General features: G+C 54.3%; 23 protein-coding genes and 2 pseudogenes. 8 read left to right on the top strand and 17 right to left on the bottom strand.

All coding sequences use genetic code 11. The features are described from left to right. Positions 1–125: 125 nt before the first annotated feature. The 3 genes from Q8902_00445 (at position 126) to Q8902_00435 (ending at position 1,730) form a co-directional block, all read left to right on the top strand. Complete coding sequence (locus Q8902_00445; protein MDP4198022.1) at positions 126–365, top strand: hypothetical protein; 240 nt, start codon at positions 126–128, stop codon at positions 363–365. Positions 366–440: 75 nt separating this feature from the next. After that, positions 441–1,136, top strand: coding sequence for a DUF1361 domain-containing protein (locus Q8902_00440; protein ID MDP4198021.1), 696 nt, complete (start codon positions 441–443; stop codon positions 1,134–1,136). Between the two features lie 171 nt (positions 1,137–1,307). After that, a complete protein-coding gene (locus Q8902_00435; protein ID MDP4198020.1) occupies positions 1,308–1,730 on the top strand; it encodes a F0F1 ATP synthase subunit epsilon in 423 nt (140 codons plus the stop codon). A gap of 38 nt (positions 1,731–1,768) precedes the next feature. Here the strand turns inward: Q8902_00435 and Q8902_00430 are convergent, their stop codons facing one another. From Q8902_00430 to Q8902_00405, 6 genes are all read right to left on the bottom strand, one after another. Continuing rightward, entirely contained in the window at positions 1,769–2,563 is a 795-nt protein-coding gene (locus Q8902_00430; protein ID MDP4198019.1) for a class I SAM-dependent methyltransferase, read from the bottom strand. Between the two features lies 1 nt (position 2,564). Further along, positions 2,565–4,742 carry a hypothetical protein gene (locus Q8902_00425; protein ID MDP4198018.1) on the bottom strand — a complete coding sequence of 726 codons (2,178 nt, stop codon included), beginning with the start codon at positions 4,740–4,742 and terminating at the stop codon, positions 2,565–2,567. A gap of 45 nt (positions 4,743–4,787) precedes the next feature. Beyond that, positions 4,788–5,249: a hypothetical protein gene (locus Q8902_00420; GenBank protein ID MDP4198017.1), complete on the bottom strand. Its 462-nt coding sequence runs from the start codon at positions 5,247–5,249 to the stop codon at positions 4,788–4,790. Positions 5,250–5,350: 101 nt separating this feature from the next. Further along, the gene (locus Q8902_00415; protein MDP4198016.1) at positions 5,351–7,774 is read right to left on the bottom strand and encodes a T9SS type A sorting domain-containing protein; all 2,424 of its coding nucleotides are present in this window, start codon (positions 7,772–7,774) and stop codon (positions 5,351–5,353) included. A gap of 173 nt (positions 7,775–7,947) precedes the next feature. Then, positions 7,948–8,565 (bottom strand): TrmH family RNA methyltransferase, encoded by a 618-nt coding sequence (locus tag Q8902_00410; GenBank protein ID MDP4198015.1) that lies wholly within the window; start codon positions 8,563–8,565, stop codon positions 7,948–7,950. A 50-nt stretch (positions 8,566–8,615) separates the two neighbouring features. Further along, the gene (locus Q8902_00405) at positions 8,616–8,777 is read right to left on the bottom strand and encodes a hypothetical protein (protein ID MDP4198014.1); all 162 of its coding nucleotides are present in this window, start codon (positions 8,775–8,777) and stop codon (positions 8,616–8,618) included. Between the two features lie 618 nt (positions 8,778–9,395). Between Q8902_00405 and Q8902_00400 the strand changes: the two genes are divergently transcribed. Both Q8902_00400 and Q8902_00395 read left to right on the top strand, forming a co-directional pair. Continuing rightward, a complete protein-coding gene (locus tag Q8902_00400) occupies positions 9,396–10,883 on the top strand; it encodes a glycine--tRNA ligase (protein MDP4198013.1) in 1,488 nt (495 codons plus the stop codon). A 56-nt stretch (positions 10,884–10,939) separates the two neighbouring features. Then, entirely contained in the window at positions 10,940–13,051 is a 2,112-nt protein-coding gene (locus Q8902_00395; GenBank protein ID MDP4198012.1) for a PBP1A family penicillin-binding protein, read from the top strand. Here Q8902_00395 and Q8902_00390 read toward each other — a convergent pair. The 3 genes from Q8902_00390 to Q8902_00380 all read right to left on the bottom strand — a co-directional run bounded on the left by Q8902_00390 (position 13,048) and on the right by Q8902_00380 (position 17,429). Next, entirely contained in the window at positions 13,048–14,400 is a 1,353-nt protein-coding gene (locus Q8902_00390) for a TldD/PmbA family protein (protein MDP4198011.1), read from the bottom strand. The genes Q8902_00395 and Q8902_00390 overlap by 4 nt on opposite strands. Beyond that, positions 14,393–16,030, bottom strand: a complete 1,638-nt coding sequence (locus tag Q8902_00385) for a TldD/PmbA family protein (GenBank protein ID MDP4198010.1) — start codon at positions 16,028–16,030, stop codon at positions 14,393–14,395. Before Q8902_00385 ends, Q8902_00390 begins: the two co-directional genes overlap by 8 nt. Positions 16,031–16,109: 79 nt before the next feature. Continuing rightward, positions 16,110–17,429 carry an adenylosuccinate synthase gene (locus Q8902_00380; protein MDP4198009.1) on the bottom strand — a complete coding sequence of 440 codons (1,320 nt, stop codon included), beginning with the start codon at positions 17,427–17,429 and terminating at the stop codon, positions 16,110–16,112. A 134-nt stretch (positions 17,430–17,563) separates the two neighbouring features. On the opposite strand from Q8902_00380, the gene Q8902_00375 reads away from it, so the two are divergent. Then, complete coding sequence (locus Q8902_00375) at positions 17,564–17,791, top strand: DUF6496 domain-containing protein (protein ID MDP4198008.1); 228 nt, start codon at positions 17,564–17,566, stop codon at positions 17,789–17,791. 32 nt (positions 17,792–17,823) lie between these two features. Here Q8902_00375 and Q8902_00370 read toward each other — a convergent pair. From Q8902_00370 to recO, 6 genes and pseudogenes are all read right to left on the bottom strand, one after another. Further along, a pseudogene (locus tag Q8902_00370) lies at positions 17,824–18,241 on the bottom strand (type II toxin-antitoxin system death-on-curing family toxin). Further along, positions 18,238–18,435, bottom strand: coding sequence for a hypothetical protein (locus Q8902_00365; protein ID MDP4198007.1), 198 nt, complete (start codon positions 18,433–18,435; stop codon positions 18,238–18,240). The pseudogene Q8902_00370 and the gene Q8902_00365 overlap by 4 nt, the downstream one beginning before the upstream one ends. A 35-nt stretch (positions 18,436–18,470) precedes the next feature. Beyond that, entirely contained in the window at positions 18,471–18,776 is a 306-nt protein-coding gene (locus Q8902_00360) for an STAS domain-containing protein (protein ID MDP4198006.1), read from the bottom strand. Between the two features lie 32 nt (positions 18,777–18,808). Continuing rightward, a complete protein-coding gene (gene secF, locus Q8902_00355; protein MDP4198005.1) occupies positions 18,809–19,798 on the bottom strand; it encodes a protein translocase subunit SecF in 990 nt (329 codons plus the stop codon). A 39-nt stretch (positions 19,799–19,837) separates the two neighbouring features. After that, the gene (secD, locus tag Q8902_00350; GenBank protein MDP4198004.1) at positions 19,838–21,850 is read right to left on the bottom strand and encodes a protein translocase subunit SecD; all 2,013 of its coding nucleotides are present in this window, start codon (positions 21,848–21,850) and stop codon (positions 19,838–19,840) included. 199 nt (positions 21,851–22,049) lie between these two features. Beyond that, positions 22,050–22,697: a DNA repair protein RecO gene (recO, locus tag Q8902_00345; protein ID MDP4198003.1), complete on the bottom strand. Its 648-nt coding sequence runs from the start codon at positions 22,695–22,697 to the stop codon at positions 22,050–22,052. A gap of 79 nt (positions 22,698–22,776) precedes the next feature. Here recO and Q8902_00340 point away from each other — a divergent pair, with 79 nt between their 5' ends. Next, entirely contained in the window at positions 22,777–23,193 is a 417-nt protein-coding gene (locus Q8902_00340; protein MDP4198002.1) for a hypothetical protein, read from the top strand. A 351-nt stretch (positions 23,194–23,544) separates the two neighbouring features. Here the strand turns inward: Q8902_00340 and Q8902_00335 are convergent. After that, positions 23,545–23,814 (bottom strand): annotated as a pseudogene (locus Q8902_00335) (DUF2442 domain-containing protein). Positions 23,815–23,935: 121 nt separating this feature from the next. Between Q8902_00335 and Q8902_00330 the strand changes: the two are divergent. Next, positions 23,936–24,091, top strand: coding sequence for a hypothetical protein (locus Q8902_00330; protein ID MDP4198001.1), 156 nt, complete (start codon positions 23,936–23,938; stop codon positions 24,089–24,091). 716 nt (positions 24,092–24,807) lie between these two features. On the opposite strand, the gene Q8902_00325 is transcribed toward Q8902_00330, so the two are convergent. Beyond that, positions 24,808–25,884, bottom strand: a complete 1,077-nt coding sequence (locus tag Q8902_00325; protein ID MDP4198000.1) for a Xaa-Pro peptidase family protein — start codon at positions 25,882–25,884, stop codon at positions 24,808–24,810. Between the last annotated feature and the right edge of the window lie 121 nt (positions 25,885–26,005).

The raw sequence follows: 26,005 nt of genomic DNA, 5'->3' as shown, positions 1-26,005 counted from the left end.
ATAGAAACGGTAGTATATTGGGGTGAAGCTGGATTTGTAAGATGGTAAATCCAGAATCACGCAGCAATTTCTAAAATCGTCCGCTCAATTCCCCTTCAGCGGAATCCAGGTTTTAGGCTCTTTCTATGACAATCATTGCCCAGTTGAATACCTTGGTGGATGCGTATGCCGGAATGGAGGCATTGCGGAAGTGTGCGATTCCGCCGGAGCTTTCTCGCAACGGCGAGTATCTCTTGCTGAGCGTGGATGATGATTTCGCCGAGCATGCTCGGGCCGTTTTGGCGGCCGAAGGCAATCGTTGGGAACAGTGCCTTCGAAGCGATGCCGGCAGTAATTGGCCATCATTTGACGACTACAACGCCTGACGAAAACGGCCCCCCCTGCAGCCGTCCCGATCCCGCCTTTGAACCTTTAGTGTTTGCTGCTCGTATCCGTGTCCGATGTCTGATACCTCTTCGATCCAGCTATTTCGAGAAAACCTCCGAGAGCTCGGTACATTTGGGTGGATGATCTGGAACGGGTTTCTTGCCATCCTTCCGGTCGTTCTCGCAATCGTATTCTTTAAGCGCGAGGAGCAGCCGCGCCAAACATTGAGGACCATCACATTCGGCCTAGAACTCGGGGTCGTGATTGCCCTGCTGCCAAATGCTCCGTACGTCGCGACGGATTTGATTCATTTTCTCGAGACTGTCCGACAATCAGATATGTCTCTCTGGAAGCTACTCGCGACCGAATTTCCCATTTACGTAGGATTTGTACTGTTTGGGCTGTTATGCTATTCATTCACCACAGACCGGCTGCTGTTCGCCTTACGGATGCGAGTGGGAAAAATCGGCTATTGGGCAGGGCTTTTCATGATTCCGCTCATTTCATCAATCGGAATCTATCTCGGCCGGGTCGCCAGGTTTAATAGCTGGGATATCCTTACCGATCCGCGAGCGATCATCCACACGAGTCAGGCGGCGGCGCAGAATCTTCGCGTCGTGAAGGTCGTCCTGAGCATGTGGGTGTTGCTCGTTATTGTGCATCAGTCGTATCGGGTCGTGCATGATGGCATTCGCGCGAGGCTTGGGACTTCCAGTGCCCAAAGCAGAGTGCTTGCTCAGAAGCAGCCAAGTGAGATCGTCCAGAATTAGCCCGGCCACAACGCTATGGGTCCATTCGTTAGCGATTGTGTCACAGTTAGGAATCAATACGGCAGCCGACAGATTTTTCCACGTTTCCATCAATTTTCGTACCCTGGAATTAGGAGTTGCTCTTAGTGGTTTCTGAGCCCAGAATTCCGTACTATTCCTAACCTGACCGCCTTGGCAAAAGCGCTTAAGCTCCAACTCGTCACCCCGGACCGCACCATATTCGAGGGTGAGGTCGATGAACTGACTGCTCCCGGCGAAGTCGGACCATTCACGATATTAATCAATCACACGCCAATCGTTTCGGCGCTGGTACCGGGCACGTTCCGATATCGCTTCGGCAAGGGTGAGGAGAATTTCGTGTTGGGAGGCGGCTTCCTCGAGTTTCACGAAAACCAGGCAACGGTTCTGGCAAGCTCCGCCGAGAAGCCGGAGCAGATCGATCTGGATCGTGCCGAGCGGTCACGACAGCGCGCAGAACAACGGCTTCAGCATGCCGTAGACGGTACGATTGATTATGATCGCGCGCGTGCTTCTCGCGATCGGGCCAAGGCCCGCATCACGGCCGCACAACAAGCGACAACCGGTCGCCGATAATCTTGGCGCTCTGTGATTTCTCTCCGTGCTTCCAGCATCTACAATTGACCGGCAAATAACAGTGTCGTATATCGCATTTCGACACCACCGTCAATTGCATGCTTGGAGAAGAGGGCTTGCAGCCGATCCAGCATAGCCTCATAATTCGGTTCGCCGGCCGCGGGAACATACGATGATGAGAGCAGACGGCCTTCGAGTCCCGCATAATCCATCATGATATTGTTTTCGAATGCAAGTTCGAGAATGTCCCGGCCGTGAAAGAAGTCGTAAACGCGGGTCGAGTTCGATCCGTGAATGCCTGCATCGGGGGCAGAACGGGTATGCACATTCCGATGATTGATTTGGACATAGTCGGTCCCAAAATCGAGCAGGAGTTGCTCGTAGTCAATCAGGAACGGAGTCGTGTCAGTCTGACGGTCATTCCATAATATGACAAGCCATCCGTTTGGTTCTACGATTCGCTTGAATTCAGAATAAGACGGTTCTAAATTGAACCAATGGAATGCTTGTCCAGCAAGGATATAATCGATGCTTCGATCGAGCAATGTTGTATCCTCGGCTGTGCCGTCGATGCTGCGGAAATTCATGTAAAGAGCAAGATACTGCTCTCCAGCTTTGCGCATCGCCTCGTTCGGCTCGACACCATAAACGACATTGCCATTTTCCAGAAATAACTCCGATGAGATACCGGTGCCCGAGCCAATGTCCGCAACAACGTGCTTCTGCGTGAGGCCGGTTTGCTCGATCAATGAGTGGATGATCTCTGGCGGATAGTGCGGTCGATACTTAACATAATTCTCGACCCGAGAGGAGAACCGTTCGGTCGACAGCATGCTACTCGATTTTAGTCAAGCGTTTCGAGAGGAGCTTGCCATCCTGTCTCCATAGAATGAGGTACATCCCGGGTCGAAGCATATTCGTGGGCCATTCAGAATAACATGATGGAGGTGCATCGAACGAAGAAAGTGTCCGGCCAAGCAAATCGCAGAGTGTGACGTTCATCCGATGATCGAATGAGTTGGCGACGGTTATATGATCCTGGAAGGGTGAAGGAGAAAAAGAAAGGCCAGAGAAATCGGATGTTGGGTTTACATCCGCTGTGTTTAGGATCTGGACTTCCCACATATTTCCTTCGAGATTGCCCAGACACGGGTATGCTACGCCGCCCTTGCTCGTAACCAGGCCAAGATCGCTGAGCGTGATCAGTGTTCCGGACGGTGAACGAGTCAGCACGCGAAACCGGACCGTCCCCATGTTGAAATCACCGTTGGAATAGGACCACGAAGAATTCTGATCAACGATATCGACTGTTCCGGCGTGAGGCGTGACGCTAACGGTTGAGAGCCCCGTTGGGGGCGCATACGAGACGTAAACCAGCCGCGTGGTGTCAAACGCGATAGTGAAATTCAGCTTCTGAAGGCTGGACACTCGCAAGGAATCGTTGGCGGCAGGAGACAGGATTTCGAGCATTGGCATGTCAATGTCCTGTCCATATCCACCAGTTTGGACGCTGAGTCGCTGAAGAGCGAAGTTTCCACGGGCGACAGTTGGACCCACGCCAGCCAGAGTAAGGATGGTGTCAACCATCTTTCCACTGAATTGAAAGTGCAGGTGTAAAAACGCGGTATCATTCGGCCTGTTTACATTAGCAGGGACCGACGGCGGATCGTACGTTACGATTATCGAGTCCTCCGATACCGGACGTGGTAGCGAGCGGGAATCGGATATTTGAAATAACGGCGAGCCCGTCATCCATGCGCTATCGAGTGTGCCTGTCGTATCGCATCCTTGAATCGCGAATTGAATATTTCCTTCCAATGGCCGGCAATCGGCGCCCGGCGAGTCCGCCAGGAAGGTGTAAGCTTCGTAACTCGTCTTGGGCATGCCGGGAAATACAAGCTGGTGTAGCGTCCCATCACCACCATCGATCGTTTTCCAAACATTACCAAAGGGATCAAACGCATAGACGACGGTGCCGCCGCAGCCCGTGACCACAAAGCGCGAATCGCGACTGTGAGCTGGTCCGCCGACAAAATGCCAGGTTGCGCCGAGATCATCCGAGCGGTACATACCTCGAAGAATCGAATGATCATTTGTTATGGTCGTGTCTGTCTGGACATAGAGGACACTATCCTTGCCGGTAATTGTGCCGGTAAACAGCATGTGTGCAAAGGTGTAACGAGGAGCCCAAGTCATTCCACCATCGGTGGACCAGTTTACTGTTTGCTGAGGTAATCCCGGTTGCGATTCATTCGCTGTAAAGTAGATGCGCTTGCCAGGCAGAGCATAGACCGACCATGATTCATATTGATTGGCCGAAGTGACACGCCAGGTCCTTCCAGCATCCAAAGTATACCAATGGTTCGCTCCACCCCGATTCAGGTTCATTTCCGTAACGACGCCATTCAAGCTATCCGAAAATGCGATTCCATTAGCGCGGCGGAATGGGCCTTGCGTCCAGTTCAGGCCTCCATCGAAGGAGAAATCGCCGCCGGTTTGGTCGGGAGCAAAGTTGGACGGCGGCTCGGAATTATCCCAGATCGTAAGAACGATCAAGCCATTCTGGCCGTAAACGCAACTCGCTGCATGATCGACGTGATACGGATCGAACCACGAGCTTCCACCATCGGTCGTTTTCCAAAGCGATGATTTGCCAAAGGTGTTATTGTCAGTATAAAAGACCGATGGGAAAATGCTGGCATATCCAGTATCGGCATCCTGCATCCAAATGGAGCTAACGGCGCCATAAATGCTCGTGGGAACAGCACAGGTGCTCCATGTCTGGCCTCCATTACTGGTCCGATAGATCGAACAAGGACGTTGACCAGTGGAATCTCCAATCCATCGAACTCCCGATCCGATCAGCCCGTGGTCCTCATCAAAGAAGAAGCCACAACCGATCGCGTTTGGAAACGTGAATAATTTCTTCCAGGTATATTGGGCGTGTGAAGACGCCGTTAGCACCACCAGTAACGATGCAACAACTATTGACCGGAGAGTAAGACGAATCATTTTTCTGGATCACGAGTGGGCGCATCGCTCGTGTGCAACCATGCGCTAATCTTTTTTTGCCGGAGCAGCCTCTGGGTTACTGGCTTCCGGTGCGCTCTTCCAGCCGACTGTAAAATTCCGCTCGAGTTGCAGCGACTTATCGGTCTTCGGAGTTGCAATCAGCGAATCGATGGACTGAATAAATGTCCCTTCGATATGGACCCAGTATTTTTTGGCTGGCTTGAGCACGAGCAAGTACCGTCCAGATTCGGAATTGGCGCGGCCCGCCGTGATTTCCTGAATACCGCAGGTGATCACATCGCTCGATGTGTCATTTTCGTCTTCCGTGCCGCCGGTCTCGTGAATGCTCACGCGAACGACCGCCGGTTTACCGTCGGTGGTCATGACGGAGCCTTTCATCACCACGACTGGCTTGGAAAATTGCGCGCGCACGCCAGAGGGCGAGCACAACAGAACAATGCTAAGGAGAGCGGCTGAGAAGAGAATGCGAGTAAGACCGTGTTTCATAGTTAAATGCTCAATGCTATAGATGCCGACGGGCTAAGCACGAACGGGCCTAGTACCGAATGAGTATTGGAGAACATCCCGAGCGCCGGTCAGTTCACACATTATTTTTGGATCGCCAACCGTTCGCTGGCTACGCCCGCCGGTGCGGATATCCGGACCAAGTAGATGCCATTAGGAAATTCACTCGTGTTAATCGCGAGCTCATGCTGACCAGGCTCCATGCGTCCATAGGATACGACCGTCACCCGTTCGCCAAGCGAGTTGAAGACCTCGGCGCTTACGAAGCCAGATGACGTCAGATCGAGCGAAACCGTCGCACCCTCGTGTGCGGGATTGGGATAGATTTGAATATCTTGAGCGAGTTGCGAAGCACTCGCACTAACGCCGGCTCCCGCGCCTTTTAACTCCGCGATATGGTAGCTGGGGATATGAGTTGGTCCCACATTTGACATCCAGCCGCCGGCGAAAAGCGCACCCGTGTCAATCGCGAGGGCGGAGACGGTATTGTTCACCCCTCCCGCAACTGGTTCGAATGTCGATGTTGCCGCATTCCATTCGGTGATATTATTAACGGTCGAAGAGCCGGCTGTGCTAAACCTACCGCCGATATAGATGCCGCCTTTGCCGTCGCGAACGAGTGCCTCGGCCGCATCATCAAACCCGCTGCCGATTGGCTGCCAGGAGCTGCCATCCCAGGAAGCGAAGGCAGGTGAACTTTGATTGTCAGCCGCTGTAAACCATCCACCGACAAATAGCTTATTTCCGGAGACAGCCAATGCCTCTACGGGTCCGCCGCTGACACCATTATTGAGCGCACCCCAAGTGCCGGACTGAAGTTGCGCAATGTCATTGAGGGAAATCCCGGCTGATGTCAGTAGACTTCCTCCGGCGAAAAGCGTATCCGCCTTAAAGCACATCGCGTTAATATATCCGACGATGCCGTTACCGAACACGCTCCAGTTCGAGCCGTCCCATTTGCCAAGATAATTTGTCCACCAGATTCCATCGACTTCAAAATACGCTGGTGCATAGATATTCGTACCATCGGTCGCAAGCGCCGAGATTTCGCGCATCACGCCTGTACCCATCGGCGACCAGACCCTCGTCGTGATGTTGCATGATGCGATATGTCTTGCCTCGACAGTCCCGGCATGATTGAACATCCCACCGACAATGAGATTATTCCCTTGGACGGCCAACGCGGAAACCCATCCATCCACACCGGCGCCGAGTGTGATCCACTGTTTGGCTAATTTATCCCACGCTGCAACATGATTGCAGGTCATACCCGCGATTGTTGTGAAATTTCCTCCAATGAAAACGTAGCGGCTGCTCACCGCAATTGCTCTCACTTGATCGGATTCCCAACCGCCGTTCGCACCAAGCCCCCTTCCGAATTGAGCCCAGAGGCCTTGCGATCGAGTCGCGATGTGCTTCGCCAATATGCCGCCCGCTTGGGTATAGAGTCCGCCGACATACATCTTTCCATCGAAGACGAACGCTCCCATGCCATAACCGAACAATCCCTGTTCGGCCGGTGAGACATTTCCAGCAGCATCGATGCGCGCAATGCCATTGGCCGAGACACCCGCCATCGAACTGAAATTGCCAAGAGCAAAGAGGGTATCTCCGACGGCAAGAAGAGCGTTAACGTATCCTGTTGCATTAGTCCCAACGATGGTATCATGGCCATACGAGTTCCAGGTCGCTCCATCCCAGGAGGAAATGCAATAAAGCAGGTTGCTGCTTCGAAAGAATGTACCGCCAGCCCAAAGCTTGCCTTTGAATAGCGCGAGACTCCAGATGCTGCCATCCATGCCGCTTCCGAATGTAGTCCACACGTTTTGGCGTAACATTGCAACCCCATTCGCGACCTGGCCGGTATTCTGATTTTCCGATCCTACGTACTGGAAGTCCCCGCCGACGAACAAACTGTCGTGTGTTGCAAGCAGTGCGTAGACAGGATAAGAGGTCCCATTACCTGCTTCAGACCATTGAGTACCATCCCAAGAGGCGAGATTATATGCCGTATTACTTCCTGCGTGGGCAAAATTGCCCCCGGCATAGAGAGTATCGCCGATGAATGTCAGCGCATTCACATACCCGTCAATTCCGCCGCCGAGAGAACTCCATTTCGTCCCATCCCAAACTGCGATGTGATTGACAACTGAATTACTTGATCCGGCGTGTATAAAATGTCCTCCAGCATACAATTTTCCATTGTGGACTGCTAATGTTTGCACGATATCCCCGAGTCCGAGGTCCATCGCGTTAAGGATTTTCGTTGCGCGATTGTAGTGGACAACGTATGATGCACGCACGGTATCGAGATCGAGGAAGTCGCCGCCGATATATAGATCATCGCCATCGGAAGCAAAACAACGAACGGAGCCGCCATTCGGGCTATTCGGTCCGCTGCCAATGGTCCCATCCCACGTGAGTCCTTCGGGCAGCATAATGCCTTTGGCGTCGTGCCCGGCGGGAGCGTCGGTCCTATCGCTGAGCGCATGCTCGATGGCTCGCATGTGCGATTCATCGCCTCCCGAACCTGCGGACCCAAGTGGGAGCCCTTGTGCGCGAAGACAAAACGGTGAAAAGAGGATAACTATAAGGAACGACAGACAGAGTCTCATAGGCTGATCGATTGAAAAAGACGGACTGCAAATATAACGCAATTATGCTCTAAGTGGAGCGGATGCTATCTGCCGGAAAGCGGGGATTCCACCGTCTGGATGACCCGCACGCACTCGAAGAGTGCTACGCCGTATGCCACAGCGACATTCAGCGAGTGCTTTGCACCCAACATCGGAATCTCGAGCGCAAAATCCGCAAGCGCCAACGCCTCCTGGCTCACGCCGGTGATTTCATTGCCGATGATGATCGCGAGCGGGAAATCCATCGGCGTGAGATCGAACACGGAGCGACTATTGCTCGCGATTTCAAGTGCAGCAATCTTAGGACTCCTCCTCCTATGAAGCGAAGCGGAATAGGAGGGGGCTGGGGGATGGTCGACCCCGCGAACGGATGCGACTGCCTCCTGAATTGTCGCGAAATGCTGGTGCGGCACAGTCCGCGTGGCGCCGAGCGCCGTCTTATCGATCTCCTTGCGTGGCGGGTGCGGCGTATAGCCGACCGTGTATAGCGCTTCGATATGCGCGCCATCGGACGTGCGAAAGATCGAGCCGACGTTATAAAGACTGCGGATGTCTTCGAGAATTGCGATAATCGGAAGCCTTTGCGTCGAGGCTTGCGCAGCCGCTTCGGTCAGCCGGTGCTGCTGGATTTCGTCGTAGGTAGATTTGGTGATGTGGGGCATGCTTTAGCTTGCCCCGGAACAGTGAGACAAGCTAAAGCATGTCCCACAACTTAGTGCGCGATGCACACCTTCTGCACCTGCTCGATGCCCGGCGCACTCAGACGCAGGAAATACATCCCGCTCGGCACATCGGCGACGTTGAGGGTGATCTGGCGCGGGCCGGGATCACACCAACAAGATGTGAATAGACGATTCTTAGAATGCTGATCCATTGGGAAGGATTTGAATTCCGATCGGTATTTTCGCGTATCCACCAAATGTTTGAAATGGCGTTTGAAAAAATGGCCAAGCAAACTCATAATAGCCGATGAAAAGAATTCCAGCGAATGGAATAACGCTAACGCCCGCCTGAAAGGATTTATTGATATAAAAGACCGTGGGTCCAACATCGAGTCCTATTACTTGAGCAATGCCCTCAATCCCGAGGTGGAAACTGATGTTGTTTTTCCAGACTGTCAAATCGGTTGTTAATCCCCACAATGGGTGTGACGACAAATCGGAAATCGGATTCGGGAAGTATCTCGCTTCCAGTCCCAGGTAAAGCCACCGTTATCGCCCGAAGTATACCCCAACTTCGGTCCAACAGACCCAAATGGTTGCGCAACGGCTTGCCGCGTTAGGAATACGCAAGCGACACTTGCAGCGAAAAGACGAAATCGACCGGTTCGGCTCATAGCCTTATTTCGGAGAATGGCGGCACGGTGCCGCAAGGGTAAGAACCAGCGAACCGAGAAATAGTTACAGCGGTGTGGTGCCGGGAGTATACTCCGGGCGCTACACGTTACTCTCCGTCGTACTTTTGGCTTTTCTCCTTTATTGACAAAGTAATCGTGGCTCAGGTATCTTCTTCACAGGCGCTGCTCGAAAAGATCGTTTCTCTCGCGAAGCGGCGCGGGTTTATTTTTCAATCGTCCGAAATATATGGCGGCTTGAATGGCTGCTGGGATTTCGGCCCGCTCGGCGTCGAAATGCTGCGCAACGTGAAGAACGCGTGGTGGCAGTCGATGACGCAGCGCGGCGACATCGAAGGCATCGATGCGTCCATCCTTATGCACCCGCGTGTGTGGGAGGCTTCCGGGCACGTGCAGAATTTCTCTGACCCGATGGTCGATTGCCGTGAGTGCAAAATGCGCTACCGCGTCGATCATCTCTTCAGCGAGATGTCGGAGAAACGGCTGCGCGCCATCTCCAAAGCGACCCAGCTCGAAGGCATTCTCGCCAAGACGCTGAACATGCAGTCGCAGGACGTGACCAAGGACCAGCTCGCGGAAATCCTGCTGGGTATGATTGAGAAGAGTGATACACTATTCTCCGACCTGGTCGAGAAAGAGTTGGTGGCCTGTCCGAATTGCGGCAGAGTCAAGACGCTCACCCCGCCGCGCAATTTCAATCTCATGTTCGAGACACATATCGGCCCTGTCAAGGATGACACGAATGCTGTCTTTTTGCGCCCGGAGACGGCGCAGGGGATCTTCGTAAATTTCCTGAACGTGATGCAGTCCTCGCGGCAGAAGATTCCGTTTGGCATTTGCCAGATCGGAAAGTCCTTCCGCAACGAGATCAATACGAAGAACTTCCTCTTCCGCACGCGCGAGTTCGAGCAAATGGAGATGCAGTTCTTCTGCAAGAAGGGCACCGACGAGCAGTTCTTCGAAGACTGGCGCGAGACGCGCTGGAACTGGTGGCAATCGCTCGGAATGCCGGCGGAGAAGATGCGCTTTAAGCCACACGAGAAGCTCGCACACTATGCCAAGGCTGCGGGCGATATCGAGTTTCTATTCCCATTCGGGTTTGGCGAGATTGAAGGTATCCACAATCGTACCGATTTTGATTTAACACGGCACACCGAGTTCTCCGGCAAGAGCCTGCAGGTGCATGACGAAGTGACGAAAGAGAAGTATACGCCGTACGTTGTCGAGACTGCCGCCGGCGCCACGCGTGGTTTCATGGCGCTGCTTTGTAATGCCTACGAGGAGGAACAGGTCGAGGGCGAGCAGCGAGTGGTAATGCGCTTGCATCCATCCATCGCACCGATCAAAGTTGCCGTGCTGCCGCTCGTGAATAAGGAGGGTATGCCGGAGATTGCGCAAAAATTAGAAAAAGACCTTCGCAAGTCGATGAAGTCATTCTACGACGATTCCGGAGCCGTCGGCCGCCGCTACCGCCGCATGGATGAGATCGGCACGCCCTTCGCTGTCACGATCGATTCCGATACGCTGGTGGATCAGACTGTGACAATTCGCGAGCGGGATTCGATGCAGCAGATTAGAATTGCTTCAGACAAGGTGCGCGAGTACATTTCCCAGCGGGTTCGATAGCTCACACGGCGCGCCTCGCAAGGCACGACGAGAGCGTAACTGGTTGTTAGTCCCCTGTGACTACACGTCGTCGAAACATATACATCGCATCCGCAGCCGGAGTTGTGCTGCTCGTTCTTCTATGGTGGGATGTCCAGCGCGGCCTGCCGAGCCTTGCGCAACTCGAAAGTCCTCACCCGGAAATTGCCACGCGCATCATCTCGACGGACGGTGAGCCGATCGATCAATACTTTGTCAAGAACCGGACGAATATTCATCTGCGCAACGTTCCGCCGTTTCTCATCAAGGCGCTGATTTCTACGGAGGACCGCAATTTCTTCCATCATTGGGGCATTGACCTTTGGGGTAATGTTCGCGCAATCGGCACTGATATCTTTTCGCTGCATGCCAAGCAGGGCGCGAGTACGATCACGCAGCAGCTTGCACGGAATCTCTATCTGACTCAAGAAAAATCGATCCTTCGCAAGTTGCGTGAGGCAATCACTGCGGTGCAGATCGAGCGCAACCATACGAAGAATGAGATATTGGAAATGTATCTCAATGTCACCTACTTTGGCCGTGGTACCTACGGCATCGAGGCCGCGAGTCAAGCGTACTTTGGTCGGGATGTGAACCGGCTCACACCGGCTCAATGTGCTTATCTTGTCGGCATTCTGAAAGGGCCAGAGAATTACGACCCGGAAGATGACTATGACAATGCGATCGCACGCCGCAACACTGTACTCGAAAACATGGTGAACGCCGGCTATCTTCGCCGTGCCGATGCGGAGCGGCTCAAAAAGGAGTCGTTAAAAACGAAACCTTATGTTGGTTACCAAGGTATCGCCCCGCATTTTGCCGAGATGGTTCGCCAGCAGCTCCAGAAGATGCCGCAATTGGCTGGCTATGATATTTATCGCGACGGACTGATCGTCTATACCACGCTGAACGCTGCAATGCAGCGCGCCGCAAACCGTGCGGTGCTCGAGCATATCGCGGATTATCAAAAGAACGTCGTCGATCGTGGTTGGAATTGGGCCAAGCACAAGGCTGTGCTCGATTCCGTACTGGCGAAAGCCATTCGCAACAACGCAGATTATCATGCGGCTTCGTCGGATGCCGATCGCAACAAGATTGCAGCCGCGTTGAGGGCGAACAAGGATTTTGTCGATAGTGTCAAGGATGAAGAACTTGTGCTCCAGGCAGGCCTGGTCGCGATCGATCAATCCACAGGCGAGATCGTAGCCATGGTCGGCGCATCGAACTATAAGGAAGTCCGCTACGGACTGAACCATGCTACGCAGATACTTCGACAGCCGGGCAGCGCGTTCAAACCGATTCTGTACGCTTCAGCATTCGAGCACGGATCCACTCCCGAATCGAGTGTCTCCAATGAACCGATTACAATCCGCAGCGGTGGACAGAACTGGTCGCCGCACAATTTTGCGGGAGAATATGAAGGCGGTACAGTCAGTATCCGTCACGCCATCGAGCAGTCCCTGAATCTTTCCGCGGTCCATACGATCCTGGAGTTGACCTCCGCCAAGGACGTTGTGAGCATGGCGAAGCGGTTAGGGATTCGGTCGAATGTCCCACCATATCCTTCGATCGCGTTGGGGACCGCTGAGGTGAGTCCACTCGATCTCACTGCTGCATACGCGGTCTTTGCGAACGAAGGCGTGCGAGCCGAACCCTATGATATTATTCGAGTCGAAGATAAGAACGGCAAGGTGCTCTATGAACATAAACCGGAGTTTGAGAACGTACTCGACCCAAAAATCTGCCGCGAACTGACATCCGCTCTTCAGGGTGTGATCCTTCGCGGCACAGCTACCCGCGTGTTGAATTACTTCCGCTATCCCGCCGCTGGAAAGACGGGCACGACTCAGAACTATGCCGACGCTTGGTTCATGGGTTATACACCGCAGTACACGGCTGGCGTTTGGGTTGGGTTTGATGACAAGCGGATCACGTTCAACAGCTCGAACGGTCAGGGTGGCCGCGCCGCCGCACCGATCTGGGGCAAGTTTATGAAGTACGCCTACGACGCCGTGCGTCCGAAGATCGAATACTTCAATACAGGTTATCCCGGAGCGCCTCAAGCTGCGCCGGACACGACCAAGCGCGATTCACTGGGTCAGGTGCAGATTACGAAGATTGACTCGATGCGGAAACCGGTGGAGTATTAGACCGCGTCGCTTTGCGAGGCAAAGTTGAATCCGCTCACGTAAATCATCGGCACGTACATTGGCATCCCGTCCCAGCCATCGCGGGGAGCAGTGACGACCGGCACTGAAAAGTCGATAACATTCTGGAGCATAGTGATTGGCGACTCATTCCAACGGAAGTTGGAGACGCCATACTGGATCTTTCCATCCTCAACCCAATAGAGTCCATCGCGGGTAAGGCCGGTTTTGACGAGAGTCTGATTATCGAGATCGCGGATGTACCAAAAGCTGGTAATCAGCAAACCTTCTTTGACCGTGGTGAGATAATCCTCTGGTAGCATTGTGCCGCCATCCATAATAAGATTTGTTGGTCCGGGTAGTGGAGCTTTGCCGGATTTCTGCGCCCAATAACGGTTGCGGTGCAAGTTCATCAACTTGCCGCCCGCGACCCACTCTGTTGCCGGGACAGCAAGGCCACTCTCGCCGTATACCCCGCTCGGGACCAACGGATGTGAGGGGTCACTATAAATATGAACTTTCTCGCCAACGATCTGGGTGCCGAGCGCAGTTGCGCCATTCGGCCGGGAGAATGCGCTGCGGCCTTCCTCCGCATCGCGAGCATCGAGCGCCCATGCAAATTGCTGAAGGAGATCAGCGACTGCGCTTGGCTCGAGGATCGCTTTATAAACACCGGGATCCATACTCTTTGCACCGTCCCATGCTACGCACTTCTCGCTGGAACGCAGGATTGCGCTCTGCGCATCGAGTAACGAGATCGCATGGGAGGCACGCTTGTTCCACCCGCTCGACTTGCCTTCGGCAGAACGCATCGTGTTGGAGAAGGTCGTACGCGTGTGTTGATCGGCCGCAATGATCCCTTTGGTATTGCGGTAGACGCTATGGTGGATACCGGACTCGAGGAATCCGGCTGTCTGAAACTGATGCGCGGTCGCCTCTTTGATCGCACTGGCTGCAATCTTCGACCGTTGCTGCGCTGCCCACTCCAGGTCCGTCGAGCGAGCATCGTAAGCCGAAGACCGAGGATAGGCCTGCTTCGCCGTGAGCGGCGGTGCGAGTTCATCGTTCTCGGGCGCAAGCCCCGCGATTTCTTCCGCGCGTGCAACGGCGCGATGCAATCCGTCATCCGAGAGGTCGTTTGTCGATACTGTACCGGCCCGTTTCCCATTCACGGCCGTAATCGAGACCGAAGTGTTGGTATACGACCCACTGGTTGTAACGGTATTCGCGGCGTATCGTAAATTCGAAACATGGCTGCTTCCCAGTGAGACTTCAGCCCATTCGGATTTCGAGTGGGCGAGAATCTTTTTGCCGAGCGCCTGCAATTCATCGAGATCGAGCAGGTTAATCATAGTCCATCATTCCCTTCTTGGCGTTTGCAGATTGCTGCCGAGTATTGATCACTCGCTGATTGGAGAAGCGGGCAACCGGGCAACCATGCGAGACCGGGTTGGACTGCATCGGTTCACCTTTGCCATCGTACATCGCGCCGCCGAGCATGTACGTCGTTTGATCGCCAACGGCATCGAGATTGTCCCAGAACTTAGAGGTCTTGCCGTAATACGCGACATCCCTCAGCATGTGGCCAATCTTTCCGTCTTCGATCGCATACGCGACCTGTCCGGTAAATTGAAAGTTGTATCGCTGTTGATCGATCGAGTAACTCGAGTTGCCTTTGATGAAGATGCCTTTACCGGTATCCTTGATAATGTCATCGAGCGACATCGGCTTCTTGTTCGGCTGCAAACTCACATTCGGCATGCGTTGGAATGGTATATTCCACCAGCCTTCGGCGTAGCTCTCGCCGCGCGAAGTCTTTTCGCCGATCATCTTTGCTTGCTCGCGTGTCGTCTGAAGCGCCACCAACTCGCCTTTCTCAATGATTGGATAGGACTGAGCCGGGACCCCATCATCGTCATAGCCGATTGTGGCCAGCGCGCCATCCTGCGTTCGATCGGCCATGATATTCATATAGGATGAGCCATAAGAATAGCCATTCCACTTATCCGCCGGCAGGAAGCTCGTGCCCGCGAAGTTCGCCTCATATCCTAAGATGCGGTCGAGCTCTGTTGGGTGGCCGATGGACTCGTGGATCGTGAGCCATAAATGCGTCGGGTGGAGCACGAGATCGTACTTGCCGGGCTCTACCGGAGTGGCGGTCAATTTCTCGTTTGCCTCCTGGGCGGCTTCCTTGATCTCGTCCTTATAGGGATACTCCTCGACATATTCGAATCCGCGGCCTTGGGGCAGCACGAAGAGCGCGCGGGAAGCAAACTCTCCTTTAGCCGGATCCGCTACTGTTGCCCAGGTCGAAGGGTCAATTCTTGTTGCCTCCTGCCAAATCCGGGAGCCTTCACTCGATGCAAAATATTTCTCTTCGCGGACACACCGAAGGTCGGAAGTGAGCGTCAGCTTGTTATTGCCTAACGGCGCACTTGCTCCGAGAGCATGCATATCGAGCAGAAACTGCGCCCGATCTTTGAACGAGACTTCGAACGGGTTCTTCTTGATCGGAGTCTTCCACTCGGCAGTAACGGCCTGAACTGGCGCAAGATCGAGCGGTACAGCTTGGATCTTCGAGTTACTCTCGGCAATGACAATCGCTTCGGCAACTGTCATCTTGCCGCTGGCCTCATTCACTTCACGGGTTCCGGCGAACCCCCAGGTCCCATTCTTGATGACTCGGATGCCCATACCGTAAGACTCATTGTCGGAGAGTCCGGTGACGACATTGTTTCGTGCGGTCACCGATTGCGAGAGCATGCGCACCAGCCGGACATCGCAATAGGTCGCGCCAAGCGATTTCGCGTGGGCGATCAGCGTGTCGGCAAGGTCCTGCTCGGTCTTGCCGGGCTTGGTCAGCGGAGTATCCATCCGTTTCGGGGCCACTCTGGCCGCGTTCGCTTTCGCGAGTTGATCGAGATTCGCGAGTGATATTGCGCCGGTTGCCAGCGCGCCTTTCAGGAACAGTCGGCGATTCATGGTGCAAAGTTACGAAAGTCCTGGGCGCGAAGTGTTAAGTGCCGCGTCTTCAACGTCGAGCTCCAGCGCCGAGCTTCCGCTAAACACTCAGCACGTTCTCGGCAGTAAGCGTCTCCTCTCGTCCGGCACCTATCGAGATGATTTCGAGCGGACACTCGACTTCCCGCTCGAGCGCGTCGAGATACTTTTTCACTGCCCGTGGCAATTCCTCACGCGAGGTTGCGCCCTTCATGTCTTCAGCTCGCCAGCCTTCGAAGGACTCATACACCGGACGGCTATTGGCGAGTTGGCGAAGATCGGTCGTGAAATGCTCGATCTGACGGCCATCGGTCATTCGTTCGTAGCGCGTGCAGAGTTTCACTTCCGGCATGTCGCTCAGCACGTCGAGCTTGGTCAGCGCGAGCGATGACACGCCGTTGATCATATTTGTGTAGCGGACCGCCACGGCATCGAACCATCCGCATCTTCTCGGGCGTCCGGTCGTCGCGCCGTATTCGCGGCCGACTTTGCGGAGGGTCTCGCCAACTTCGTCCAGGCACTCCGTCGGGAAGGGTCCATTGCCAACGCGGGTGGCGTACGCCTTGGCGACTCCGATCACACGGTCGATTGCCATCGGTGGAATGCCGAGTCCGGTGCAGGCACCGCCCGCCGTGGGATTGCTGGATGTCACATAAGGATATGTCCCAAAATCAATATCGAGTAATGCGGCCTGCGCACCTTCGAGGAGCAAGGATTTCCCTTCGCGAATAGCACGATTCAACAGAAGCGGCGTGTCGGTGATGTAGGCGTCCATCTCCTGATCGAAGGCTTCATACTCGTGAATGATCGAATCGACATCGCAAAGTTCGCTGGCGCCGTAGAATTTCTCGAGCAACTCGTTCTTCTCCGCAATATTCCGGCGGAGCTTTTCGCGGAGTGATTCGCGATCGAGCAGATCGACGATGCGAATACCCTTGCGTGCGAATTTATCCTCGTATGCCGGACCGATGCCACGACCGGTTGTCCCGACAGCGCTGCCATCCTTCTGCTGCGACAGTCGAGCTTCGGCGGCCTTATCGATCATCTTATGGTACGGCATGATGAGGTGCGCGTTGTGCGAGATGAAGAGCCTGCCACGCACTTGCACCCCCTCGCGCTCGATCATGTGAATCTCTTCGAGCAGCGCGACGGGATCGATCACGACGCCGTTGCCGATCACACAGGTGACATCCGGATGAAAAATGCCGCTGGGGATGAGATGGAGCACGAACTCACGGCCATCAGGGAGCTTAATGGTATGGCCGGCATTGGCTCCGCCTTGATAGCGGGCTACGATATCGGCATCAGCGGCAAGGAGATCGACAATCTTCCCCTTCCCCTCATCGCCCCACTGGGCGCCAAGAATGATGGTATTCGGCATGGGTAAAAAAAAAAGCCGATTCGCACTCCATGGTCCGGCTATTTTCTCGACCCATGAATGGGCTGCCTCTAAACAGGCCGGCTGTAAAACAATGCCCAAATTGATAAGTTCGCTACAGAGCTATGGAATGGTTCTTGAAGAAGTTATCAGCGGAAGGAGGTGATGACGCAATGCCCAGAAAATATGGCAAGGCCGCATCGAAATCGGTCGAGAGTGCGATGCACAGAGAGAAAGCTGGAACGTTACGCAGTGGACGTTCCGGCAAGAAAGTAACGAGCCGGAAGCAGGCGATTGCAATCGGTTTATCCGAGGCACGGGAAAAAGGCGCGAAGGTGCCGAAGAAATCAACGCGAAACTCTTGAGCTAAAAACCTCTTCCGTCGCGGGGGAGGTTTTTATTTTCGGCGCGGATGATGTATAAGTCCGATGCGCGTTCGCAAATGCGACCGTAACCATAGCGTAAAGCCATCCAATTTCAGGTCTCCTGCCGCGACCTTGAGAACAATCTCTTCAATTTCGTCTTTCGAAGCCGCAATCTCAAATCTATTTCGGTAAAGCACCATTTGCATCGCGGCAAGTCCAATCCGTTTATTCCCGTCAATAAAGGAATGATTGGATATTAGGAAGAAGCCGAGCGCTGCCCGACTTCGCGGCGACATCTGGATAGAGATCGATTCCACCGAACTGTTGCAGAGGTTGTTGGATGGCTGATTCGAGAAGTCCAAAGTCACGAATCCCGTGGGAGCCTCCAGTTCTCGTTACCATCTCTTCGTGAAAGTCAATAACTTCCCGAAGTGTAATGTACTGTTTCACGCCAACCTGCGGTAGAGGTCTTCGTATTTCTCGAACAGGTACTCTTTAATCTGTTCGAAGTCACCGTCTTCGCTCTCGATGGCGGACGCGATTGTGAGGTGCGCGAATTGTTCGGATGTCATGCCACATTCACGGGCGCGTTCATCCAGGAGCTGCCGCTCGCGATCTGATACTTGAACCGTAATCTCACTCATACCAAACTAACTCCAAAGGGTAGCAATTTGGTCTATTACGCGCCCATCAACTCCGTGAGTTTCGTGACATTCAGCAGACTCTTGAGTTGGCTGCCGGGGGATTCGAGCGTGAACTCAGCGCCATGCTCGAGCGCGGACTGTCTGGCGGCGATGAGCATTCCGAGGCCCGAGCTGTTGACGAATCCCACCTGTGAGGCATCGACAACCACGTGCTTCGGTGTGTGACTTGCGAGCGACTCTCGCAAGTCAATGGAGAACTTCATAGCATCCGAACCACCGATGAGATCGCCCGAGAGCGATACGGTGAGCTTGCCCGGGGTCGAATTAAAGGATGAGATCATGCCACAAGAACGCTCTTGCGAATTAGATAAATTCAGACCGAAGTGGCCATCTGTCCCGCCGACCGGCGGCTGCGGACGTTCGCGGCTACTGGCGTCGTCTTCGATTTGCCACGCTCGAGCCAATCATACGCGATGGCACTTGCCACAAAGATCGATGAGTATGTCCCGGTGATAACACCGATGAGCATCGTGAACGCGAACCCGCGTAAGACCTCACCGCCCCAGATGAAAAGCACGAGCAGTGTCAGGAAGACGGTGCCGGACGTGATGATCGTTCGTGGCAGCGTCTCGTTGATGGCGCGGTTCATAATCTCTTTCAGGGATTGACCCTTGTACTTCTTCTGGTCCTCACGGATTCGGTCGAAGATAATAACCGTATCGTTGACCGAGAAGCCGACGATCGTCAGGAACGCCGCCAGCAATGTCGAGTTCATCTCAAGATTCAGCCATGGCCAGATGCCATTGCAGATGACCGCGAAAGCAAACGCGACCAGCACATCGTGGATGATAGCAATGACTGCTCCCAATCCATAGACAAACCGGAAGCGAAATGCGAGGTAGATCAGGATCACGACGCAAGTAAAGAAAACCGCCCAGACCGCTTTTGCTCGGAGTTCCGCTCCGATCTTCGGACCAATATGCTGCTCCTGCAAAAGAATGGACTTGTTGGTCGGGAATCCCTGTGCAACGGCGCCGAGCACTTTTTTCGTTGCTTCCGCGCCAGCCTGTGCACCCTGCGCGCCCTCACGAACACGGACGAGAACTCCGGACGCGTCCCGCCCGTAGTACTTTACTTCCGCACCACGGATGCCTGCTGCATCCAATGCGCCGCGCATTTGCTCGATGCTGACATCCTTTTGAAACTGCAGTTGGACCTCCGTACCGCCCGCGAAATCAATACCATACTCGACGCCGCGAAACAGCGCCCAGACAATACCGGTGACAGTGATGAGGATTGAAACGACATACCAGGTACGGCGCTTCCCAATAAAATCAATGCTGGTCTTACGAAAAAATCTCATAGTTCTCTTTGTGGAGACGTGATACTCACATCCCTACGATTATCCAAACTTGATGACTGACTGATTGCGCTCCATGAGGATGTCGAAGATCACTCGCGTGATCACGATTGCCGTAAAGAGCGATGCAGCCACACCGATCATGAGCGTCACTGCGAAGCCTTGCACCGTCCCGGTGCCGAACGCATACAAAATCACACCCGAGAAGAACGCCGTCAAATGGCCGTCGAAGATCGGTGCAAACGCACGGTGATATCCATCGTCCATGGCGAGCTTCAGCGATTTCCCAAGACTCAGCTCTTCTCGAATACGCTCGTAGATCAGCACGTTGGCATCGACTGCGATACCGACGGTGAGCACAAGCCCCGCCATACCGGGGAGCGTCAGTGTCGCGCCAAACGTGGCGAGCACGGCCATCGTGAAGAGTAAGTTGATGAGCACGGCCATATCCGCGACGAGTCCGCCGGTGATATAATAGAAGGCCATGAAAATGATCACGACGATAAAGCTCCAGACGATAGACCAGGTGCCCTTGGAGATTGAATCTGCTCCGAGAGATGGTCCGACGACGGACTCCTGAATGATCTTGACCGGGGCCGGTAACGCGCCGGCCTTCAGGACAATCTTGAGCAAATTCGCCTCGGTCATATCGCCGATCCCGGTGATCTGCGAGTTGCCGCTCGGAATTTCGCCGAGTACCTTCGGCGCGGAATAGACCACGCTATCGAGTACGATCGCGACTTGCTTATTGATGTTCGCTTTGGTGACGCGGCGCCACACGTGCGCACCGTCTTCATCCATTTGCATGGAGACTTCGGGGCGGCCATCCTGCTGGCTGATGTCCGCGCGAGCATCGGTGATGACTTTGCCCGTCAACTCCGGCTGCGCCGCGAGGAAATAGACCTCGTAATAGTTTACCGTATTGTTTGCCGAAGGCATTGGCCGGCCAAACATGACTGCCACTTCGTCCCCATAGATGGGCTTGACATCCGGCCGCTGCAGGATTTGCTTGATCGAACTGCGGTCCTGTTCGTTGACGATAAAGCTCTGGGCGCGCTGCGGCGTGCTGCGTGCGAGAAGATACTGGAACGGATGGAGCTTGATAAAGCGGGCCGCCTTTTGCTCTTGCGTCATGCCAATCTCCGCGAGTGAATCCGCGCGGTGCGCCGAATCTTCAGGAGTCATGCCAGCGATTGCGGCTTTGCTCGTGTCTTTAGCGGTCGTGTCCTTGGCTGCAATCGCCTTGGCCTTGGTAGAGTCCGATTTAGCAGCAGCTGCTTCGGCCTTTCGGGCCGAGTCGGTCATGACGAACTTCGCGAGACTGGTATCGCCAGCCAAGTGTTTATCGATGCGCTCGAGGACGCGTTCGACAATCTTCTGGTCCTTCAGGACGCGGAATTCAAGCTGTGCTGTCCCTTGGAGGAGCTGGTGGACCTGGTTGACGTCCTGGCCTCCCGGAAGCTCGATAATAATCCGGCGTGAGCCTTGCTTTTGGATCGTCGGTTCGGTCAGTCCGAACTGATCGATACGATTGCGAATAATCTCAATGGCGCGATCGACGGCCTCATCGACGCCCTTTTGGAGCGCGGCCTGGATGCTCTTGTCATCGCCATTGTTCGCGTCGGCAAAATAGAAGTAGTTGGCCAGCGATTTGCCCTTCGGCTTCGCAATGTCGTTGAAATGCTGGACAAATAGCGGGACAATGGGATTCTCCGTGGTTGCCTCTTCGCGCTCCGTGATTTTGAGGACGGAGTCGAGCAAATCGTCTTTTTGCAGGGCCTGCTCTTCAAGAAACTTGAGCACGTCCACTTCCATCGTGACGTAAATACCGCCGCGCAGATCGAGGCCGAGCTTGATCGCTTTGGTACTGGCGCTCTTCATGTCTTCGGCATTCTGCGCAAGCCACTGAGCGCGGCGAACCGAGTCGCGGCCGGTCGTGCCGAACTCGTCGAGCTCGCTTTTCAGCTTTTGCGACTGATACGTCGGATAGAGCGCATAAATAGCTCCCGCAATAAAAAGCAGGATAAGGATAATCTTGGCGCGGTTCTTTTTCACAATTGAACGATAAAAACCCGAAAATGGCCCGGCTCGCGTGTATCCGGAGCCGGGTAAAATGCCAGTGCGTAAAGCTTTTAGGGGGGCTTATGTTCCCATTCGTTGTAATGACGGGGTTTTCCTGCCTCTTCCGGAGGGTTCTGCCGAGGCAACGCGACGGATGAGCCACCATGTGAATCGCGGGACTTTTTCCCTGCGATTACAACTCCGAAAACACTTTCTCGCTGCGCATCGAGTGTGAATTCATGCCGGGCAGATGCTCCGCAAAATAGTCACGGAAGAAGCGCTGAAGCTCTTCTTCGAGCCCCGGAGCGATAGATGTGTTTTCATTCCGGCTGAGCGATCGAAGCCACGCCCGTGCCTCCGGCGAAAGCGAACGCTCCGCCTGCTCGCCAAGCCCAAAACCCATCGTGACCACGAATTCCATATAGAATCGGAATTGGACGATCCGAGGATTTTCATTCGTGGAAAGCTGCCGAAGACTTCCCGCAAGCAAATCGAACACCTCGGGATGCTCTTCCTCATCATGCATTGCGCGCAGGATCAACTCGACAATCGCTGTGGCCGATTCGATCGTATCCAAGCTTTTCAGGATCGCGCCGTTCGAATCCGCGAGATCGGCCTTTGAAAGGAGATAGAGTCCCCCTTCGGGCTTATCCTTCTTATAAAAGACGACATTCGAGCGCGCGAACATTTCGAGCGCGCCGCCGAACTTGCTTTTGATTTCACGCGCACCTTTGGCGATGACGTTCAACTTCCCGAACGAGCGCGTGTAGAGCGTCACAATTTTGGACGTCTCGCCCTGTTTTCGGGCGCGGAGTACGATGGCTTCGGATTCTACTATCATCGGATGGTCGTGCGCAGATCAACCGTGAACAAGGGTGCGGCGTTTGGGGTTTGGATTGCCGGTACGATTTCTATATCCTATGCGTATAACCCTGTACTCTCTCGCGGCAGCCATTGGCCTGGCCATTGCTCTGATCGTTTCTCTGAACTCATGCGCGCCCTCGGTCAACGATCTGGGAACGCCGAATGCCTTGGTGGCGACACCGGACACCGTGCGCCTTGCGGGCCTCAGCGCAAGTCAGGAAGTTTCACTTCGGCTGAACTGCGGCTGTACCTTCATTTTCGATTCCGTTGTAAGCTCGGGCGATGTGGCATCCATTCTTGTAACCCAAACCGATTCGTACAAAGACTCCCTCTCGACCCATCGCGTTACGTTCTCCGCTAAACCCGGTGCAGCCAGTGGTTTGCATCAGGCCGCGTATCGCTTCTATACCTACGACGCCGACACCCACGCGGATTTCCAGGAGCCGGTCGTGGTCTTCCTGACAGTGCCGTAAGGGGTAAGGGTCGGCGAATACGCCAGTAAACGAACGTAGGGACGTGCCGCGCACGTCCTGCAGCAGAACAGGACAAGCATTACGGTATCCTGGAAGAGGATGCGTGCTTCACGGGAAGATTGCGCTCCTACGGAGCTACGCTGCACCGAGTGCACGCGCTACCCGGATTTATCGCTCGGCCGCTCTTGGCGTTCAAACGCGCGCAAGCGCAAGTCCGCCATGGCGGGCATTTTAACGTGCGCTTCTTTGATGCGCGGCTCGTGGGCGAACGGCAGTAGAGGGGATTGTCTTGGCCCGCTTACGGGCGGGCGTAGGCTTTCGCCACGAGAAGTCCATATAGGCGGCTGAGCGTGGTGCACGGACGCCATTCAAGAATCCTTCGACTGAAAGGTCTTCATCGAGTTCCGGCCAGGTGATTCCAAGTCCGCGTCCGATCCACTCGTAATTGCGGAGCTTCGCGGCCGGAGCGTGCGCCAAACGCGGATACCACTCGAGCGGGACTTCGATCGCACGTCCATCCTCTAAGTAGGCAATCAGCGAGTCCTTCGTAAATTTCAAATCGACCGCGCGGACGTTATCGTCAGCCAAAGTAGCGGTCCCATTGTTTGATGAAGTTCTCATAGTTCTGTTCGATGATCGCTCGAATCTCGCTGAGTTGCGAGGGCCGGAAGCCCGCGCTCTTAACTAATTCGACAGGCCCAACCAGAATTGTGCAACACCGTCGCCCTTCTCTTACGTGCACATGCCTCGGCTCTGGTCGATCCGAAGAGAAAAAGAAGAACACGAAGCCATTGTATCGGTAGATGACGGACATAGCGAGGACAATAAACAAATGCTTCTATTCATGGTGCCGGGTCATGACCCATCATGGACGCTGCTTCCCGGCGGCTTCGTGTAAGCTAAAGCGTGCGCTACAACGCGCGACCGAGGAATGTGCTCAGGGCCGAAGTATTTAGCCGCGGAGCGGCGGCGTACTCGCAGTCCAGGGTGGAGCGAGCCTGCGAGCGGAGCCCTGGGTTACGCGTCGTTGGAATTTCTATAGCCCTGAGTTGGAATTTCTATAGCCCTGAAAGGGCGGAGTACATCGCCCTTTCAGGGCTGATAATTCTTTACGCGTCTGTAACCCAGGGTTCCGTTTCACTCCACCCTGGGCTGCGGGTACTCCGTGCCTTCGGCACTATGTTGGGAACGGCGGCTTCGCGCAAGCTGAAGCGTGCGCTACACATTTCCAGGTTACTTCGCTATGGCTATTTTGTGGGAGCCCTTTGTGGTGTGGGACATGCTTTAGCTTGTCCCTGGTTACCGCTTCTTTTTGGGGCAAGCTGAAGCACGCCACGCACTGTGCAAATAATTTGCAGAATTCATCGAAAATATGCGATGGCGGAGGTATCGAACAACGTTATATTAGGTGGAGGGGGGTCTCTTCTTCAATTACGAATGACGAATTACGAATTACGAATCTGGCTCAATAATCGCTTGTTGGCAATGTGAAAGCATACGAGTTGCCAGGAGACACCGTGACAGGTTCATGAATATTTTCCGAAAACGGAATATAAAATTATATAGCGTGTCTGAGAGACACTCTAAAGCTTGGGGACTGGTGGGACGCGAAGCTTACAGGACTATCAGATCCTTCGGCGAGCATGTCAGGACTTCGCAGCCATCTTTGCGAATGACGACATCATCCTCGATGCGGACGCCGCCGATGCCTTCGAGGTAAATTCCAGGTTCGATCGTGACGACCTGATTCGCTTCGAGTTTGTAGCGCTCGCCGCGCTGATTGAGCGATGGCATTTCGTGTACTTCGATGCCCAGTCCATGTCCGGTCGAGTGGCCGAATTTCGAGCCATAACCATGCAGCGTAATATAGTCGCGAGCGAGTGTATCTACTTCGCGGGCATTCATGCCGGCGTGCAGCTTATCGATCGTGCGCTGCTGAGAGACTCTGACGATCTCGTAAATCTTTTGCAGCTCCGTCGAAACCCGGCCCATGGCAACAGTGCGGGTCATGTCCGAGTTGAATCCGCGATAGACGCATCCGAAATCGAGCGTAACGAGTTCGTTCTTGCGAATCTTCTTATCGCTCGCGGCACCGTGTGGCAATGCCGAACGCTCGCCGCTGGCAACGATAATATTGAAGGCATCGCGTTCGCCGCCTTCCAGGCGGGTGTGATACGCAATTTCGGCAGCGATCTCGCGCTCGGTCATACCGGGTTTCATCATCTCGGTGACCGTTGTATAGACCTTGTCCGTGATCTCGGCAGCCTTCTTCATCACAAGGATCTCGTCCTCGCTCTTGATGACTGTGAGCTTCTCGACCATTTCTGTCTCGGGGACGAGCTTTACATGACGGAATTTTGTGCGTAGGAAATCGAAGAGTGCATAGGAGATATGTTGCTTTTCGAAGCCCAGCGAATCGTAATCGCTGAAGAGTTGCCGTTCGACCAGCGCATCTTGTATGTTTCTGTCGCGCTCGACAATCGAGATTTTGGCTCCAATGACCTCTTGTTTGACTTGGGCCTTATACCGGAAATCGGTAAAGAAGTGAGGTTTTCCCTGTGCCGGGACAATCAGCAAGCCGTTCGAACCAGTGAAGGCAATCAAATATTGTATATGCGGCAGGTGCGAGACGAGCAGGGCGTCCAAGCCCTTATCCTTTACAATTCGCTGTAATTTCGCTAAACGAGCCATTGGGAAGTGCTAAGTGCTAAGTGCTAAAGTGCGTATATGCCTGTGTGGCGGGGTGCGTAACACCGAATGGGCCAAAAAACTTCACCGATCCTTGGCGCCATCTGCCAGCCATTTCAGCACA

Source organism: Bacteroidota bacterium, assembly GCA_030706745.1.
Lineage (GTDB): Bacteria > Bacteroidota > Ignavibacteria > Palsa-1295 > Palsa-1295 > PALSA-1295.
Note: the sequence above shows the minus strand (reverse complement) of the source record. Positions and strands in the feature narration are given on the sequence as shown.